Raw genomic sequence first — 17,640 nt, forward strand, 5'->3', positions numbered from 1 at the left:
GATGGATAGAGGTTATTATTTTGAAAGTGATAATTTGGAATGCTCAGAATACAAAAATTTTAAATACACAAGTTGCTTTACTCCTACTTACAAAAGTGGCTTTTACACAATAGAAGGAAATCCGCATCAATATTGCTTCTCAAATAAAAAAGTTGATATCGATGGAAAAAATAAAACACTTAACAAAAAAGATTTTGAAAATTTGATAGATAAAATGCTAGACAATATAAATTTCAGAGAAGCGATAGATACGTTAATGATAGTAAATACCTTGTCTATAAGCTACTACTCAATGAGATTACTTGCAACAGTTTTAGAAATTTTAACGCAAAAAAATGAATCGGACAATAAGAGAACTGGAATAAAAAGAACTACTTATGAAAAAGATTTTATTAAGCAGCTCAAGAAAGAAGTAAAACGACTCATAGGAGATAATTCTAGTTTAAAAGAAAAAGAGAAAAATATATTAGGCAGAATTGACAATATATTTAATCTACCAAACAATGATAAGTTATTATCATTGTTTGATGAAAATACAATTAAATTAAACGAGTTAGATAAAAAGTGTATTATGCTTAGGAATCATTTCTTACATGGAAATGTGTCCATAACTAGCATTCTTAAAAATCAAGACGAGATAACACAAGTAATGTTTATATACTTAAAATTAAATACATTGATAAATGCTGCAATATATAGCAGTATAGGATACAAAGGGATAATAAGAAATTTACCAAAACTTTTTATGGATTACAAAAATATAGAAGAGCTCCAGAACGAAGAGTATTTTATTTCTATAAATCAATAGATAAAACTTACAAAATTTCTAGTAGCCTTAGATCGAATTAATATTGTTAAGTTTCTCATTTTTTACATTAAGGCAAAAAATGAGATTTTTTATGAAAATTATGAGATAGGTTAAAGGGTCTTCAAAGGCTTATTAAATGTCTTTAAATTTATTTTTTGAGAGCTTGAACGTATCTTACCTTTGATAGGATACTCTCTTATGAGATCTTTCGATTTTTAAATATTCAATAGTATTTAAAGTTTATTTGACGAATTTTTATGCTTTTTAAGGGTTAAATCTTGCATTTAAAATGATAGTATGCAAAGCCCGATTTTTTTCTCCACTATCATTTTAAATGCAAGATACTGCCATTTTAAATGCGCGCCGATAAATTGACTACTGATTTTAGGTCTCGCAAAGCTTGCCACTAAAATCAGAGCCGAAATTACTCGTTCATGAAATTTTAAAATTTACTAGAAATTTTCGCGTTATATTGTTTAAATTATCAACTACTTATATGTGCTTTTTGTACTTTTAGGATTATAAATTTATCTAGCCCTAAAGTGAGATTAGGGCTAGAGTATGGATTATTTTTTAGCTACAAGAGCGTTTTTTAGTACATCATCGATCGTATCTACGGCGATGATCTTCATGTCGCCTTTTACTTCAGCTGGGATATCGACAAGGTCGCGATCGTAGTTTTTGCGAGGTATCAGAGCTGTTTTGATGCCAGCTTTGTGAGCGGCGATCAGCTTCTCTTTTAGCCCGCCGATAGGTAGCACCCTGCCACTTAGCGTGATCTCGCCAGTCATCGCCACATCGTGTCTTACTTTTGTATCAGTAAGTATCGATGCGATCGCCGTTGTCATCGTGATGCCAGCGCTTGGACCGTCTTTTGGCACCGCACCCTCTGGCACGTGCAAGTGCAGATCGTAGCGTCTATAAACGTCGCTGGCTTCTAGCTTGTGTTTGTCATCGTCAAATTTTGGCACGATATTCATCGGCACTTTTAGCTTTTTATTATCGATCAGCACTTTTACAACGCTAAATGCGATGTGAGCGCTCTCTTTCATCACGTCGCCTAGCTGACCGGTGATCTGCATGCTGCCTTTGCCTTGGATCCTGATAGCCTCGATCCTTAGCACGTCGCCTCCGACACTGGTCCACGCGAGGCCATTTACCAAGCCGATCTGATCTTTTTTATCTGCTGGCTCGATCTCATAGACCTTTTTCTCTAAAAACTCTTTTAAATTTTTAGCCGTGACGCTGATCTTGCCTTCGTTCTTTTTGGTGAGGATATTTTTAGCGACTTTTCTTAGTATGTCAGCGATCCTGCGGCGTAAATTTCGCACGCCACTCTCTCTTGTGTAGTCGCTAATTATTAGCTCAAGTGCCTCTTTGCTGATACTTACATCGCTTGGTTTTAGGCCGTGCTTTTTAAGCTCTTGGGGCAAGAGATATTTTTTAGCGATCTCAAATTTCTCTTGTGGGGTATATGAGCTAAGCTCAATAAACTCCATCCTGTCGCGAAGTGCAGCTGGTATCATGCTCACGTCATTTGCTGTGGCGATGAAGATGATCTTGCTAAGATCGATGTTGAAATTTAGGTAGTAGTCTCTAAATTTGTTGTTTTGCTCTGGGTCTAAAATTTCAAGTAAAACAGCGGTCGGATCGCCTCTGTAGCTTCTGCCAACCTTGTCGATCTCGTCTAATACAACCACTGGGTTCATCTGCTTGGCTTCTATGAGTCCTTGCACGATGCGGCCTGGCATAGCGCCTATATAGGTGCGGCGGTGGCCTCTTAGTTCGTTTACATCCTCAAGTCCGCCAAGTGCGATCCTAACTAGCTCGCGCTTTAGCGCCTTTGCGATTGAGTTTGCAAGGCTGGTTTTACCCACACCTGGAGGGCCTGCAAAGCATAAAATGGCGCCATTATTTACCTTTTCGCCAACGCCCCTAAGCTCCAAAAGCTCACGCAATGCAAAATACTCCTCTATGCGCTCTTTTGGCTTCTCTAAGCTGTAGTGGTCGGCATTTAGGTGCTTGCTCACTTCGGCGATAGAGGATTTTTTCTTAGCTATATTTTCAAATGGGATCTCAAGTACCCAGTCAAGGTAGCTCTGCAAAGTGTTTGCATCGGCCGAGTCTGGGTGCATGCGAGAAAGCTTATCTATTTGTTTTTTGATCTCTTTATAGGCGTCCTCAGCCATAAATTTCTTCTTAGCTTCAAGCTTTTTGCGGTACTCTTCAAGCTCCTCTTCTCGGCTAGTGTCCGCCCCAAGCTCAGCTTGAATTTGCTTTAGCTGCTCTTTTAAAAAGTACTCTTTGTTTGTCTTGTCGATCTTTGAATGGACTTTGTTTTTTATCTCTTTTTGAAGCTTGTTTGCCTCGATCTCTTCGATAACGTAGTCGATGAGCTTTAGTAGGCGCTGCTCTAAATTTTCTTCTATAAAAAAGCTATAAGCGATCTGCTTTTTTAGACGAAGTGCGCTTGAGACTAGGTCGCAAACCCTGATCGCTTCAGCGCTCTCTTCGATCGTTTTTAAAAGATCAGGCGGGAAAAAGTGGCTAAACTGCGAAAGCTCTCTTACCTTTTCTCTTAAAACCACGATGAGAGCGTCAGTTTTGACCTGTGATGGGCGCTTGACGTGGAGCATATCGACGATACCACGGAGTGGATTTATGCCTGATTGTTTTAAAATTCTGCCCTTGTCGATGCCCTGAAATAGCACCTTCACACGGCCATCTGGCAGTGGCACACGGCGCATTATCGTGCCGATCACGCCTGCGTCATATATACCGTCAAAGTCTCTAGCGCCGTCTTGCTGGGGCTTTGTAGGCACGACAAGGATCGGCGTCTCCTCTTGTATAGCTAGCTCAAGAGCTTTTAAATTTTCTTCGTCGCTCAAAAAAAGCGGCGTTATCATAAATGGATATAAAAATAGCTCGTCTTCAACGATGATAGGAATTTCGGTTGGCAAGCTTTTGTTTTCGTTTATTTGCAAAATTTCTCCTATTCAAACAGTTTTCTATACCATGCCACGTCAGGTTTGATAAGGTCTGAGTTTTTAAACGGCGACTCTTCTAGCTTTTGCTCGTAAATTTTAGCCGAAACGTCACGTCCAGTTCTCTTGTAAAGATCTGCTATTTGTATGTCTAAGAAGTAAAGCGCTAGTTTAAATTTGATGAGCATAGTCTCGATAAGTGGCTTATACTCGGTATTTGGATACATATAAAGAAATTTCTCGATCTCAGTTACGCTATCTTCCATGAGCTTTTGGTTGCGGTTTGGCTGGGTAAATGAGTCAAAATTTGCTTTTATCTTTAGATACTGAGCAAATTCTGTTTTTGGGCCGTTATCGCCGTATCTTTTGATGTATTCATCAAGATAGTGATTTGCCATGAGATACTCTTCGTCATTTGCATGAGCTTGGGCAAGGATGAGTAAAATTTGCTCCAAAAGTGGGCTTGCAACGTGCTCGCTAGCCATTGAAACGTAGTGTTTATCAGCTGACTCCAGATCGCCATCTTTTATGTCAGCGATGACTTGAGCGTACCACTCGTCTGGAGTTAGATTGTAAAGTTCGGTGTATTTTTCAGCACAACCACTAAAAAGCCCTAAAAGAGCTACTACTGCTAGAAATTTAGAAAATCTTTTCATGCTTTTCCTTAAAAATTTTAAATTCGCTTATTTTACATTTTTTGGCATTATTTTTGTATAAATTTTTTAAAACTATGCTAAAATAAGGCAATTTTACAAAACAGGAGTTAGTATGATTTTTAGTGTTAAAAGCCCTATTTTAGGCTTCGAGCATATCAAGACGATGGAACTTATTGAGCTCGATAAATTTTTTGTTAAGCTAGCAAGTAAAGATGATGAAACATCTTTTACAATGATAAATCCTTTCGCGTTAAGAAGTTATGAATTTGACATCCCAAGCTACTATGAAGAGCTTATGGATATCAAAGAGAGCTCGCAACTTAGAATTTACAACATCATCGTAGTTGCCCTCCCACTTGAGAAATCAACCGTGAATTTCGTGGCTCCTATCGTTTGCAATATGGACAATATGACTTTATCTCAAGTAGTGCTTGACGTTACAAAGTATCCACAATACGGACAAGCTGAAATGATAGAAAATTTCATACAAAAATAACAAACAAGGACGTTTAGAGCTCTTAGCTCTAATTACATTAAGGAGATTGTAATTTGAAAATTCTTTTTTTATTCCTATTTTCTTTTATCTATGTTTTTGGCGATGTTGATCCTGATGCTCTTGTATTGCCAGCTAGTGTCGGTGAGTGCTCCGCAGAGCAAACTGCAAGCTGTAACGGAAAAGTTTGCAAGATCGACTTTGATGGCATGAAGCATTGTGTTACTGGTGCTCAAAATACATGGGTGGTATATCCATCAGATCCAACTTCAAATAATAGCCAATCAGTAACACTAGACGGATATCTTGATAATAACAATCCAGACAATACACTTAGTAAGCAAGATAAATTTACAAGAATTTTTGGCGATATGGACGTTATCGGAGCCAGTGTTATCATGCCAAGGGTACTTGGCTATAACTTTGATCCAAAGGCAAGTGCTGCTGGAGGCGATCCTTTGGTTGAAACCTCTCAGATTGTTGAAAAGACATATGTCAATGAAGAGTCGAGCCTAGCTGGTAGGAGATTTAAAAACTCATCTCGCGCGACTTTTAAATTTGAAAATAAAAGTGAATTTGAACGAAATAATATAGATGGTAAAAAGATAAAATACGCAAGGCTTTACTGGGGCGGTGCTATATATGGTGAACGAACTGCAGAATACCAGCTGCTAAAGAATTTATTTGAAGATATTTTTGGCTACTCAAGCGTTAAATTTAAAACACCAAAAGGAATATATACTGTAAAAGCTGATTATAATGATATTAAGTGGGAGAGTTCATTTACTTCTTATAATAAAAACTCAGTGCCAAGAGATACTTACTACCCATACTGCTATCACAAAGATCACCCAAATGATACTACCTATGCAAATTGGTGCGGTGATCCAAGTGGCAATTACAAAGATGCAGTTCACTATAATACAGCTGACCCAAACAAAACAGCCCAAAGATCAAATTTGGGTGCAAGAAGTGGTGCATCATACTTTGTCTATCAAGCAAGTGCTGATGTAACTAAACTAGTACAAGATAGCCTTGGTACAACTGAGGCTGGCAGGACATTTGCAGTTGGTAACATCGCATCAACTATCTTTAAACTATCTAGGAACTACAACTATAATGTAACGATAAGTAATGAAACAAGGACTTTAACCTTATCTTATGGTGCGGTTTTATATGGTGATGGAGGCTGGATATATAGCTATGTGCCATCTCAGTTTGGTGGTTGGAGCTTAGTTATAGTTTATGACTTTGGTGAGAAGGTTGGAGAGGACAAACACATAAAACCAAGGGATGTTAATATCTATAGTGGTATGGCAAATATCTCGCCTAATGTCGAAAGAAATAAGGTATTACAAAGTGCACAAAAAACAGAGATAAATTTAAAATTTGAAGACTTTTTTACTCCATCTGCTGGAACTATAGATTCTAGTTTGGCATTTATGGGTTTTGGTGGACGCAAAGAGATTATAGGTGAGGATATAATGATAAAAAAGAAAGATGGTCCATTCGAGAGTCTTTTTACTGCCGCATCTCCGTCAGGATTAAATTTACAACACAATCAGTTTGACTCATCTATAACGAGATTTGGCAAACTTGCCAATGTAAATAAAAAATATAATGCAATGATGGATCTAGATATATTTGATATATCAAATTTCATGTCACATAGGCAAAGTGAGGTTGATATTAAGTTTAACGTAAAGGCTGAAAAGATAGGTGACAATATCCAAGGTGATAGGATAAATCTCGGAATGGCTGGTTTTTCAACGATACTTTATGACCCTGATGTTTGTTATGAAGAAAAGATTTTTATTACCAAGGAAGGTAAAAATGCAGAAGGTAGAACTATATATATTGATGATAAAAATGTAACTAAGGAAGGCCAAGGTACTACTTCAGTAAAACCTGGAACCTTGATAAAAGTATTAACTACTATAAAAAATAAAGGCAACGAAGATGCACGAAAAGTTCAAGTAAAAGTCAACATTGATCCTAAATTTATGAGCTATGTGGATAAATCTGGTTGTACGGAAATTTTTAAACCTAGTGGATCAACCGTAGCATGCCCTATGGACGATAATGGAGCGCATTATTTTAAGAAATTAAGTGATTATAATCTAAGGTATTACGTCGGCCAAGACGCTAATAGCTCTCAAGGTGGTACAATAGAAAGATCATATCGATATCCAACGGATATTAGATTTGTAGGGACTGTAGGTGCAAATTCTGAATATCGTAAGATAGGCTATGAAGCTGAATATGAAAGTACTATCGCTGGTAAGACCATAAAATATAAAGGCAAGATAAATGAATGTGTACCCACAAACTATAGTTTAACGGTAACTAATGAAGATGAAAATAACTTCTATCCGCGAAGTAAAGCAGATGACGCAGGTCCAAATTTTAAAAATAGACTTTTTACAAAGATAGCAAACAAGCCTTTTGATATCACGATATCAAACTATGATAAGACTAGCGGGGCTTTAAAAGCACCTGACTCAAATACCGACGTGACGTTAAAGCTAGTGACTGATTGTAGCTCAAATAATTCGGTCATACCTGAAAAAACTTATAATTTTACTACCGCGACACACACTCTTACAAAAAGCGTAACAGTGCCGATACCATATCCAGCTCTTCATGTAAAGCTTAGTTATCTTAATAAGCTTACAAATTTAACTGATGAAAAATGCGAAGACTTTGATACTTTTGCTGTTAGACCAGCTAAATTTGATATTTATGATTCGCCTAATGGCCCTATGATAGGTGGTAAAAGTCATACTGATTTTATAATCGGTGCTTATGATGCTAAAGGGGACCTTACAAAAGGATTTATAAGTACTGCAAGTAGTGATATGAAGGCTGGTGATGGAGCGCAACTACTACCTAAGGTATTTGCTGGCTGCACTCTACCAGCAGATCTATCAGACAAAGATAGCAGAGAAAATAAATTTGAGATAAGCTTCAATAACCCAAATAAGGCTATCGGAGTTATTACAAATATTAGCACTAACAAGGTAGGACTTTCTTTCTCAGACATCGGAGATACAAATTTTTACGCTATGGACTCAGTTTATACAAGCGTGGATCAAGATACAAATCATGGAGATGACTGCGTAAAATCGTATAGTAGAGACTCTAGGAAAAACCGAAATAATCCACTGGATTTATACAATAATGATTTATCAATAGATCCAAATAATCCAAGTCACGATCCAGATGGCATGGGTAGGATAGGTTGTAATATAGTGTTCGAAGAACAACACAATCAACTAAATTTTATCCCAGAATATCTTGATGTGAGTGATTTTGAGATCATATCAAGTGACTTTTCATATATCTCAAATGAGGAAACTTTGTGGTCACCGACATTAAAATTTAAAGTAAAAGCAATGTTGTCTAATGAAAATCCAAGAGCTTCTGGCGACAACACAGCGCATCTTTATAAAAGTGGCTGCTATGCAAGTAATGCTGTCTTTAATATAAAGGTAGGGGATATAATACCTAACTATATAGACAACAATGGGTCAAAATTAAGCAGTGGTGAAGATGGTGTTAAAAAGCTAAATAGCGAGATATTATTTTTTGGTACTACTGATCAAAATGCGATTGTTCAAAAGCTAAAAGCATCACCTCATGACGGCGGCTATATGGTAAAAAAAGAGGCTTTTAGAAGTGATGGCACAGCTGAGATAGATCTCAAATTTAACTTCAAGCGCGAAAAAAATGTAGCTAAAAATCCTTTTGAGGTAACAAGTGATATATTTACTTTTACAAAATTAGCCGAAGATGAAAATAGCATAAATAAAACAAAAGGTAGCCAATACTTAAAACCATCTAGGAAAACATCGGCGAAATTTTACTACGCTAGGACATATGCACCTTACTATGAGGGACCAAACACTGGCTTTAAGGCAAAAATTTACTACGGAGTGTATTGCAATGGTTGCGATGAGAGTAAATTTATGTTGCAAAAACCAGGATCAAGCGCTCGCTGGGAGGAGTTTGCGGGTACGCACTCATGGTATGTAAATCCTCTGCACGATGCTAGTTATGGCAATGTCGATAGTTACAGCTTTTCAAATCACACTACACGAGATACAGCCAAAGAGACAGCACTTAGTGACGGCATCAGCTACATTTATGTAAAAAATAACCGAGCAGTTACAGATATAGCCAAAATGCATACAAAAAACTGGCTCATATATAATGAATTTGATAAAGATGCGGTGACAAATGATTTCACAGTGAGATTTCTCGTGCCAAATGGCGACTGGGCTGGCAAGACCTTAAAAAGTGGCTCTGGCAAAGGTGACGTGGGAAATGTCATAGGTGGCGAAAACAACTTTAATGATCTAAGCGATAAGACAAATAGGAGAATTTCTTGGTAAAAAGAGGCTTTTCTCTTATAGAGCTTATCCTCTCGATAGTCGTTGTGGCGATCATCAGCACGTCGATACCACTTGTACTAAAGACCACATCTGAGCTAAATCAAAAGGCGGTTACACAAGAGAGTTTGATGAATGCTAAGACGTATATGGGCCTTATCTTAAAAGCTCCTTTTAGCGACAAGGTCATCAAGGTCTCGACAAATATCGGCGGCAGTAGCGCTGAGACGGCTTACTTCTTTCCTATCATCTTAAAGCCAGGTGATCATAGAAACGAATTTTATAAGATAAATAAAATAACAGGCGACGGACATAGAGTTTTTGCCTATGAAAATTCACCAGATCTAGCACCTGATACGGCAGTGAGGTCTGTGGATTACTATGGCAGAATATTGGATAAAAATTTAAACACAACAAATCAAAATAGAGACTATATAGTTGGCTCAGACTATAATGTAATTGTGAATGAGAGCAATGGCTGGTTTAAGCCAAAATTACCATTAAAAATAAAAAGCAGCGACGTAAAAGAGATAATTGTAACTGCTATTTCATATAAAAATGACACAAAACAAGAGACGAAATCAGTGCTAAGAGCTTATGCTTTTAACCTAGGTGAGGGCGGCTCGCTAAATACGAAAGCGTGGAAATGAAAAGAGCCTTTACACTTCTTGAGCTAGTAGTAGTCATCGTCGTACTTGGTATCATCGCTATGATGAGCTTTAATGCGATAATGAACATCTACTCAAACTACTTTCAAACAAAGACAGTAAATGAGCTCGAGACGCAAACGGAGATCGCGCTGGAGCAAATTTCAAAGAGGCTAGAGCACCGCATAAAACCAAGCGTGATCGCTAGAAAAACTGATGGAGCTTTTTTGGCGCTAAATGATAATAGAGTAAATTTAGATGCTAAGTATGAAATTTTAGAATTTATCCCCTATGCGTATGAGATTTTTAATGACGTTATATCTCTTGATGCTAATGACAATGTCATAGAGCAGGACGGAAAGCCAGTTGTTGGACGATATAGCGGCTACGTAGATCTTGCTAATAGTTCGCCAGCAACTGGTCTGATAAGTCCTGGAAGTAATTTCACTACTGGAGTGGTCGAGACTATAAAAGATCTAACTTGTAGGGAAGATACAAATGCCACTTGTGTGGATTTTACAAAAAAGGATGGCGGCGTTGTAGCGATATTTTCTGATGTTTATTACAATGTGCAAAGCTCTTTTGGCTATAGCAATGGAACTGTGCCTGTTGATCTAGATATAGCAAAGGTTGGTGTAAAAGGCGGTCAAAGTGGTTTAAACGGCAATACGCTAGAAATTTCAGGTTTTGGTGGCAAGCAAATTTCAGAGCAGTATCATCTAGCCTACACAGCAAACGCCATAGTACCAGAGCAAAGCGCTGATCCAAAAGATACAGCAAATGGCGTCTTTGATCTAAATTTATACTACGACTATCGTCCATGGATGGGAGAAAAATATAAATCAAATGGTGAAAAAGCAACCCTTGCCAAAAACGTTACGAGGTTTGTTTTTACTGAAAAAAATGGCGTCATCGTGCTAAAACTTTGCATGAGAGCAAAAAACTCAGAGATAACCATCTGTAAGTCAAAGGCGGTCTATTGATGAGGCGAGGATTTACACTCATTGCGGCGATATTTTTTGTGGTTATCGCAAGCTCTATTTGTATGCTAGCTCTTTCGATCGCCAGTACTTCAGTTAAGCAAAATAGCGAAATTTATCTAAGAGAGCAAAGTGAGCTAGTAGCCCGCGCTGCGACTGAGTACGCCATGCTAGCTATCATAAGCAATGACTTTTATAAAACTGGAGCAGTTTGCCTTGGCGACGAGCACAATCCGATAAGTGGTGAATTTGGCGACCTTTTTACCTTTAAAGTATTTGTAAAATATTTTGGCGATATGGGCATTTGCTCTGGTGACGCAGTTGCTGCTACCGGAGTAAATCAAGGCACGATAATGCTCGATGTTTTTGTCAGCTCAAAACCTGGAAAAGCCTCAAATCCTATAAATTTTCACAAACGAACTCTTCAAAAACTTTAAAATTTTATAAAGATTTTACTTTAATTTGCTTTTAGTTTCGTCGTGTTATAATCATCTTACTTTCTATAAAGGAGATTGCGATGAACATAAGCATTGTAGGAAAACAATTTGAGCTAACAGAGCCCATCAAAAACTATATCCAAGACGCTTTTGACACCCTTGGCAAGTACAACCTTGACATCATCTCAGCAAGATGTGTAGTAGGAGCAGATGAAAAGCAAGGCAAAAAGGGCTTTAATGCAGAATTTTCTCTAAATATGGCCCACAAAGATACGATAGTCGTCCGCCAAAAAGATAAAGACTTATACGCAGCGATCGATCTTGCGGTTGAAAAGGCTTCAAAAGTTTTAAGAAGAGAGCATGATAAGAAATTTACTGTAAAAGGTAAGGCTGATGATAAAGATTTTCGCTCGAGAATAGGCGAAGAAAAGATCGAAGGCGTCGAGGAGATCGTGCCTATGGAGCTTGAAATTTACAAACCGCTAGAGATCGAAGAGGCACTTGATAAACTAAAATCAAGCGATAAACAATTTTACGTATTTAACGATGTCGATGCCAAAATGCGCGTCATCTACAAAAGAACAGACGGAACTTTTGGTCTTTACTAAAACTAGGGGCGCTTTGCCCCTAAATTTATTATCCACTTTTAACTCTTGTTTTAAATTTTATTTTGTGTTTTTTGGTGTTTTGTGTCATTGGCAGAATTTTCATGGACAAGCTCTAAGTTTAACTTGCAAATAATATAAAACTGCGTAATAAATTTAAAAAGCATTCGTTGAATATTTTGTTGTTTAAAAATGGTGCATAAATTTAAGAACATAACGAGTGAAATTTATAAAAGAATTTCAAAAAAACTTGATGAAATTTAATATGTAAATTTAAAAAATAGACAATGTCTAGAGAAATCTGGCTACTTTGGCGGCTTTAAAATGCTTATAGAATTTAAAAATTGACTATTAAATTTATAAAAAAGTTTTCAAAAAGCGTGAAAAATTTACGAGGTAAATTTAAAAATTAGACAATATCTAGATAAATCTGGCTACTTTGGTGGCTTTAAAATGCTTATAAATTTAAGAATTTGATGAGGAATTTTATAAAAGATAAGAAATAGTAAAGATTAAGAGATAAATTTAAAAGATTTTAGCCCAAGAAAGGGCTAAAGTTTATGGATTATAGACCTTCAAAAGGGTTTGAAACTACGTCTTTGCGATCAACTATATAAGGTATGATAGCTGCGTGGCGAGCTCTCTTGATCGCTTTTTCTACCATCTCTTGGTATCTTTTTGATGTGCCAGTTAGGCGTCTTGGCATGATTTTAAATCTCTCTGACAAACAATACTTCAAAAGTGAAGTATCTTTGTAGTCTATAAAATCAATCTTTGCTTCTGTAAATTTGCAATATTTGCGTGAATATTTTCTTTTTTCTGCCATTTTTTATCCTTTAAAATTAAAACGGTATTTCTTCGTTGTTGAAGCTATCAGCATCAACGTCTATATCAGGAACTTCTGAATAACTCTCTTGCTTTCTTTGCGGTGCAGCTTGTGGTCTAGTTTCTTGTTGGCGGTTATATTGGTTACTTTGATATCCGCCTTGCTGTCCGTAGCCACCGCTATTTTGGCTATTCATAGAGTATCCGCCTTGTTGCGTTTGGTTATTTGAGCCAAGCATCTCCATGCTCTCAACGGCGATAGAGTGTTTTGAGCGATTTTGTCCGTTATTGTCGGTCCACTGATCAAATTTGAGTCTTCCTTCGATAAGCAGCTTTGATCCCTTGTTGAGATATTGGTTTGCTATCTCTGCACTCTTGCCAAAAAATGATATATCAATAAAGCAAGTCTCATCTCTTCTTTCCCCATTTGAGGTGATTTTGCGTGTCACAGCTATACTAGAATTTCCTATGGCAACGCCGCTAGTAGTATATCTAAGCTCTATATCTCTGGTTAAATTTCCAACTAATACTACTTTATTGAACATTTTTTATCCTTGATTATTCTTCTGTAAATGTTTGCTCGTCTACTTTTTCAGCTCTTGGCTCGCGTGGTGCTCTTGGCTCGCGAGGTTCTTTTTTTATAGTTTGCTTGATACCTTTGCAAAGTCTTTCCCAAGCTGCGATTTCGCGTTTGTTTTCATATTTAACGCTTAAAAATCTTATGATATCTTCTGTGATTCTTACGTTTCTTGTAAGCTCTGCAAGAAGTGCCGGTGGAGCTTTGTAGTAGATAACAAAATATGTTCCACGCTCATATTTTTTGATGGCATAAGCTAGTTTTCTAGTGCCCATCTCAACGACAGTAGCGATCTCGCCACCGTTTTTTGTTATGACTTCTTTTACGAAATCAACCTTAGCTTTAACTTCCTCTTCCGTCAATGTCGGCTTAAGAATAAATAAAAGCTCGTAATGTTTCATTTTTTCTCCTTATGGATATTTAGCTCACTTTGTGAGCAAGGATTTTGCATTAAGCAAGGGTGGATTTTAGCTTAAATTTACTTAATATTTGCTGTTGATATGAGGTGCTGCAGATTTAAAATGGTTGATAAAACGAAAATTTCTTTATCCATTTTTGTATTTGTTTTTAGCTCTAGCTCGGCTAAATTTAGTGTTTTAAATATCTCTAAATAGGCATTTAAACTTAGCTTTAAGCTATTTGCTTTTAGTAAATTTGCCACATTTACAGGTGGCTGATAGCCGATCGCTTCGTCTAAATTTAAGCGGCCATTTATCTTGATGTAAGAGTAAATTTTAAATAGCCTAAAAAATGCTTTATAAAGTGAGTTTAGAAGTAAAATTTCATTAAAATTTGGATCTTCTAAGTAGGTAAAAAAGTCGTTTTTTATATCTTTTAGAGCCATAAATTTATTGAAAAAGTCATCAAAATTTATCCCGCCAAGTCCAAAAACTAGCCTTTTTACATCGTCTTGTTCGATGTGAGTGTTTAGGCTCTTTAGTTTTGTAAGCTCGCTTGCTGCAAGGTATAAATTTTCATTATGCGTAAAGTAAAGCTCATAAAGTGCATTTTTGGTTATGTTTAGGCCTATTTTGGCTGAGCTTTTGGCTAGTAAATTTATCGCTTCATCTGGGTTTGAAGGCTTAAAAAATCTAGCGAAATTTGCCCCAAATGCCTTTTGCGTATCAAAAACTAGCTTCATATCGGCCTCATAAAGCTCAAACAAAAAGTAGTTATCATGACTCTTTGAGCAAAGCGAGATGAGCTCTTTTAGCTCTTTTGCTGGGATCTTTTTGTCGCTTTTTACATAGAGGATATTTTTGCCGCCAAAAAGCGACTGCTCGCTTAGGTGAGAGCTTGCTTGCGCGTAGTTGTACTCGTCAAAATAAAGGCTTAATAAATTTGCATCTTCGCTTGTATAAAAGCTTAAAATTTCCTTGCCAAAAAGCTCGATCTGAAACTCGTCCGCCCCAAAAAGCAAGAAGTAGTTGCTTAAATTTGCATTTGCTAAATTTAGCTCCAAATCTTTTCTATACATCGATCTTTCTTACCACTTTTGCAAAAATTTTAGCACTCGCGATGTCGGCCTCTGTGATCTTTACGACAAGCTTTTGAAGTAAATTTGCGCTGTATCCAGTGATGAAAATCCTAGCGCCAACAAAATGATCATCAAGCTTAGCGACCAAGACATTTTGGTTTTCGCTAACGTAGCAACGCACCTCTTTGCCGATATTTGCGGCTGCCCAGCGTGCAAATTTCCTATCCATAAAGTCGTAGGCTACCTTGTCGGCCTCTCTTTCAAGATCGCTTAAGGTTGCGCAGGTGCTTTGGATGTTTAAAAGTAAGAAGTTGTAAAGCTTCTCATCTTTTGAAATTTTAGCCTTTAAAAGTCTGTGTAAAATAAGGTCAGAATAGCGTCTAATAGGGCTTGTAAAGTGTGTATATCTGTCAAATCCAAGCCCAAAGTGGCCTAAATTTTCACTTGAGTACTCAGCTTTTTTTTGAGACTTGATGATGAGCTTGTCTATCTCTTCGCGGTTGCCCATCTCATCGGCCTTTGCTTGGATCTTTCTTATCAAATTTGCAAGGTCGCTCTCATAGGTAAAGTCAAGCCCTAAAAGTTGCAAGTCCTCAAGAAGCGTATCTATCTTTTTAAAATCAGGCGATGCGTGGTTTCTAAAAACGCCCTTTGTGATGAGCTTTGCGGCGGCCTTGTTTGCTAAAAGCATGCAGTCCTCTACTAGTCTATGCGAGTCGGAGTCGCTTTCAAACCTAGTTTGCGAAATTTGACCCTCATCGTCAAGGCTCATTCTAAGCTCTTTTGTCCTGAAGTCAAATGCGTGCAAAAGCCTTTTCTTGCGAAGCTTTGTGGTAAGTTTAAAAAGTGGCTTGATCCATGAAATTTCACACTCTCTTTTGCCCTCTAAAATTTCATCGATCTCGTCGTAGTTAAAGCGCCTTTTTGAAAGGATTATCGCTTCAAAAAGCTCCTCTTTTTTTACCTCGTTGTTTGCATCGAGTGAAATTTTAAAACAAAATGCAAGGCGCGGCACGTCTGGCTTTAGTGAGCAGATATTTTCACTTAGCGCTCGCGGCAACATCGGCACTGAGATGTGCGGAAAGTAGATAGAAAAGCCTCTTTTTTTAGCCTCGCTATCGATAGCACTATATGCAGTCACATACTCGCTTACATCAGCGATAGCGACGTAAATTTCACGCTTTTTCTCATCAAAATATATGGCATCGTCAAAGTCTTTGGCATCGACTGGATCGATCGTACAAAACTCTAAATTTCGCAGATCAACCCTGTTTGGATACATGCTAGCATCGACTTCATCGCCAAATGCCTTTGCCTCAAGCTCGCAGGCCTCGCTAAATTTATCGTTTTTATTATAAATAGCAAGCGAAATTTTCTCGTCGCTTAACGGATCTTCTAAATTTCCTAAAACCTCGACTATTTCGTTGTTTAGGTTGTTTATCTTTAGTAGCGTCCCAAGCGGGAGCATCTTTAAGCTTTTTTGAGTTGCCTTTAGGGTTGTGCTTAGCCCAGTTTTTAAATTTACCCCTAAAATGGCCACCCCAAAGCGTTTGGTATAGACGACGCTTGTCTCATTTGCAAGCTTTAGGCTCATCACTATTTTAGCGCTTTGGCGTTTTTTCTTAAGCGGCAAAAGCTTTGCAAGTACGATATCGCCGAGGTGAGAGTTGTTTAAATTTTTATTTTCGACGATGATATCTTGCTTGAATCGCTTGTCAAATGGCATGATAAAGCCAGTTGCGTTTTGGCTGATGTCTAGCTTGCCGCAGACATAGCCGTTGTTTAGGTAAAATTTATCTTTGTGGGAGCTTACGGCACCAAGGTTTATGAGATTACGTAAGATCTCTTTGTCTTCGTTTGATATCTCTTTTTCTTTGATGCCAACTAGAAGTGATGTTAAAAATTCTTTCACAAATTATCTTTGACTTTGCTAACAGCCATTAAAAATGTATCTCTCTCAAAGCCATATTCGTTTATAAGAAGTGTTGCGTTATTTACGCTCACATCGTCAAGCTGGTTAAAGATATTAACCGCTGTTTTTACTACTTTTAATGCTCTTGCGTACTCTTTTACGTGGTCAGGCGCCTCTTCAGGTAAATTTGAATATAGGATGGAATTTCCAAGCTCGATCTCTAAATTCCACTGCTCAAAAATTTTAGCCGTGACCTCTTCGTTTGTGATGTCTAAAATTTCAGACTCTAAAAGTGCAAGGTCGTATGTAGATGAAATTTGTTTTAGTTTTGTCTTAAATTCATTTGTTTGACCATTTTCTGTGAGCTCGTGAGCAAGGACGATCTTGCCAACTTCTAGCATAAATGAAGCTGGAGAGAGGATCTCTAAGCTTTTAGGCTTTATCTTTGAGTACCAGTGATACATTAGGGCGTTTTGCATGATCGAGATATTTAAAAAATCCTGCGCGGTAATGTCGTATGGCTCTAAATTTATAGAAAAAGTCTTTTTAATGGCACTTGATAGCGCAAAACCGCGGATAGTAGCCATGCCAAAAAGCGAAATAGCTCTTGCTATGGTCGTGATCTCTTGAGAAAAACCATAAAGCGGAGAGTTTGCCGAACGCAAAATATTGGCCGTTAGCATCGGGTCCTTTTCGACAACTTTTGTAAGGTCATTTATTGAGCTATTTTCGTCAGCATGTAGGCGTTGAATTTGTACAACAGTATCGTCTAGTGGGGGAAGTGCTTTGATTTTTTTAAAAATTGATTCGTTCATTAAGATAACTCTTTGTTGAAAATTTTGCCACAT

15 protein-coding genes are annotated in these 17,640 nt (G+C 37.5%); 7 read left to right on the forward strand and 8 right to left on the reverse strand.

What is annotated here, in order from left to right; all coding sequences use genetic code 11:
* A partial coding sequence (locus G6W42_RS09010; RefSeq protein ID WP_194173737.1) for a hypothetical protein occupies positions 1-808 on the forward strand: 808 nt, incomplete at its 5' end.
* A 566-nt stretch (positions 809-1,374) separates the two neighbouring features.
* Here G6W42_RS09010 and lon read toward each other — a convergent pair.
* Positions 1,375-3,792, reverse strand: coding sequence for an endopeptidase La (gene lon, locus G6W42_RS09015; RefSeq protein ID WP_194173738.1), 2,418 nt, complete (start codon positions 3,790-3,792; stop codon positions 1,375-1,377).
* 8 nt (positions 3,793-3,800) lie between these two features.
* A complete protein-coding gene (locus G6W42_RS09020; RefSeq protein WP_194173739.1) occupies positions 3,801-4,448 on the reverse strand; it encodes an outer membrane protein assembly factor BamD in 648 nt (215 codons plus the stop codon).
* A 112-nt stretch (positions 4,449-4,560) separates the two neighbouring features.
* Between G6W42_RS09020 and fliW the strand changes: the two genes are divergently transcribed.
* The 6 genes from fliW (at position 4,561) to hpf (ending at position 12,004) form a co-directional block, all read left to right on the forward strand.
* Positions 4,561-4,944 carry a flagellar assembly protein FliW gene (gene fliW, locus G6W42_RS09025; RefSeq protein ID WP_012140104.1) on the forward strand — a complete coding sequence of 128 codons (384 nt, stop codon included), beginning with the start codon at positions 4,561-4,563 and terminating at the stop codon, positions 4,942-4,944.
* A 53-nt stretch (positions 4,945-4,997) separates the two neighbouring features.
* Complete coding sequence (locus G6W42_RS09030) at positions 4,998-9,335, forward strand: hypothetical protein (RefSeq protein ID WP_194173740.1); 4,338 nt, start codon at positions 4,998-5,000, stop codon at positions 9,333-9,335.
* Positions 9,329-9,982, forward strand: a complete 654-nt coding sequence (locus G6W42_RS09035; protein ID WP_194173741.1) for a prepilin-type N-terminal cleavage/methylation domain-containing protein — start codon at positions 9,329-9,331, stop codon at positions 9,980-9,982. The genes G6W42_RS09030 and G6W42_RS09035 overlap by 7 nt, the downstream gene beginning before the upstream one ends.
* On the forward strand, positions 9,979-10,962 hold the full coding sequence (locus tag G6W42_RS09040; protein ID WP_194173742.1) for a prepilin-type N-terminal cleavage/methylation domain-containing protein: 984 nt from the start codon (positions 9,979-9,981) through the stop codon (positions 10,960-10,962). Before G6W42_RS09035 ends, G6W42_RS09040 begins: the two co-directional genes overlap by 4 nt.
* On the forward strand, positions 10,959-11,396 hold the full coding sequence (locus tag G6W42_RS09045; RefSeq protein ID WP_194173743.1) for a hypothetical protein: 438 nt from the start codon (positions 10,959-10,961) through the stop codon (positions 11,394-11,396). The genes G6W42_RS09040 and G6W42_RS09045 overlap by 4 nt, the downstream gene beginning before the upstream one ends.
* Before the next feature lie 80 nt (positions 11,397-11,476).
* Complete coding sequence (hpf, locus tag G6W42_RS09050; RefSeq protein WP_194173744.1) at positions 11,477-12,004, forward strand: ribosome hibernation-promoting factor, HPF/YfiA family; 528 nt, start codon at positions 11,477-11,479, stop codon at positions 12,002-12,004.
* A gap of 562 nt (positions 12,005-12,566) precedes the next feature.
* Here hpf and rpsR read toward each other — a convergent pair.
* The 6 genes from rpsR to G6W42_RS09080 all read right to left on the reverse strand — a co-directional run bounded on the left by rpsR (position 12,567) and on the right by G6W42_RS09080 (position 17,607).
* On the reverse strand, positions 12,567-12,827 hold the full coding sequence (gene rpsR / locus G6W42_RS09055) for a 30S ribosomal protein S18 (protein ID WP_004317775.1): 261 nt from the start codon (positions 12,825-12,827) through the stop codon (positions 12,567-12,569).
* A gap of 16 nt (positions 12,828-12,843) precedes the next feature.
* Positions 12,844-13,371, reverse strand: coding sequence for a single-stranded DNA-binding protein (locus G6W42_RS09060; RefSeq protein WP_103645301.1), 528 nt, complete (start codon positions 13,369-13,371; stop codon positions 12,844-12,846).
* A gap of 13 nt (positions 13,372-13,384) precedes the next feature.
* Positions 13,385-13,804 (reverse strand): 30S ribosomal protein S6, encoded by a 420-nt coding sequence (gene rpsF, locus G6W42_RS09065; protein WP_087582544.1) that lies wholly within the window; start codon positions 13,802-13,804, stop codon positions 13,385-13,387.
* Between the two features lie 77 nt (positions 13,805-13,881).
* Positions 13,882-14,880, reverse strand: coding sequence for a DNA polymerase III subunit delta (gene holA / locus G6W42_RS09070; RefSeq protein ID WP_194173745.1), 999 nt, complete (start codon positions 14,878-14,880; stop codon positions 13,882-13,884).
* Positions 14,873-16,792, reverse strand: coding sequence for an RNB domain-containing ribonuclease (locus tag G6W42_RS09075; RefSeq protein ID WP_194173746.1), 1,920 nt, complete (start codon positions 16,790-16,792; stop codon positions 14,873-14,875). Before G6W42_RS09075 ends, holA begins: the two co-directional genes overlap by 8 nt.
* A complete protein-coding gene (locus tag G6W42_RS09080; protein ID WP_194173747.1) occupies positions 16,789-17,607 on the reverse strand; it encodes an HDOD domain-containing protein in 819 nt (272 codons plus the stop codon). Before G6W42_RS09080 ends, G6W42_RS09075 begins: the two co-directional genes overlap by 4 nt.
* Positions 17,608-17,640 lie beyond the last annotated feature (33 nt).

The organism is Campylobacter concisus, assembly GCF_015230015.1.
In the GTDB taxonomy this organism is placed as follows: Bacteria; Campylobacterota; Campylobacteria; order Campylobacterales; family Campylobacteraceae; genus Campylobacter_A; species Campylobacter_A concisus_AF.

Coding starts and splice junctions, on each gene's coding strand:
- holA (WP_194173745.1), bottom strand. CDS start 14,880: ATGTATAGAAAAGATTTGGAGCTAAATTTAGCAAATGCAAATTTAAGC.
- rpsF (WP_087582544.1), bottom strand. CDS start 13,804: ATGAAACATTACGAGCTTTTATTTATTCTTAAGCCGACATTGACGGAA.
- fliW (WP_012140104.1), top strand. CDS start 4,561: ATGATTTTTAGTGTTAAAAGCCCTATTTTAGGCTTCGAGCATATCAAG.
- rpsR (WP_004317775.1), bottom strand. CDS start 12,827: ATGGCAGAAAAAAGAAAATATTCACGCAAATATTGCAAATTTACAGAA.
- G6W42_RS09080 (WP_194173747.1), bottom strand. CDS start 17,607: ATGAACGAATCAATTTTTAAAAAAATCAAAGCACTTCCCCCACTAGAC.
- G6W42_RS09060 (WP_103645301.1), bottom strand. CDS start 13,371: ATGTTCAATAAAGTAGTATTAGTTGGAAATTTAACCAGAGATATAGAG.
- G6W42_RS09040 (WP_194173742.1), top strand. CDS start 9,979: ATGAAAAGAGCCTTTACACTTCTTGAGCTAGTAGTAGTCATCGTCGTA.
- hpf (WP_194173744.1), top strand. CDS start 11,477: ATGAACATAAGCATTGTAGGAAAACAATTTGAGCTAACAGAGCCCATC.
- G6W42_RS09020 (WP_194173739.1), bottom strand. CDS start 4,448: ATGAAAAGATTTTCTAAATTTCTAGCAGTAGTAGCTCTTTTAGGGCTT.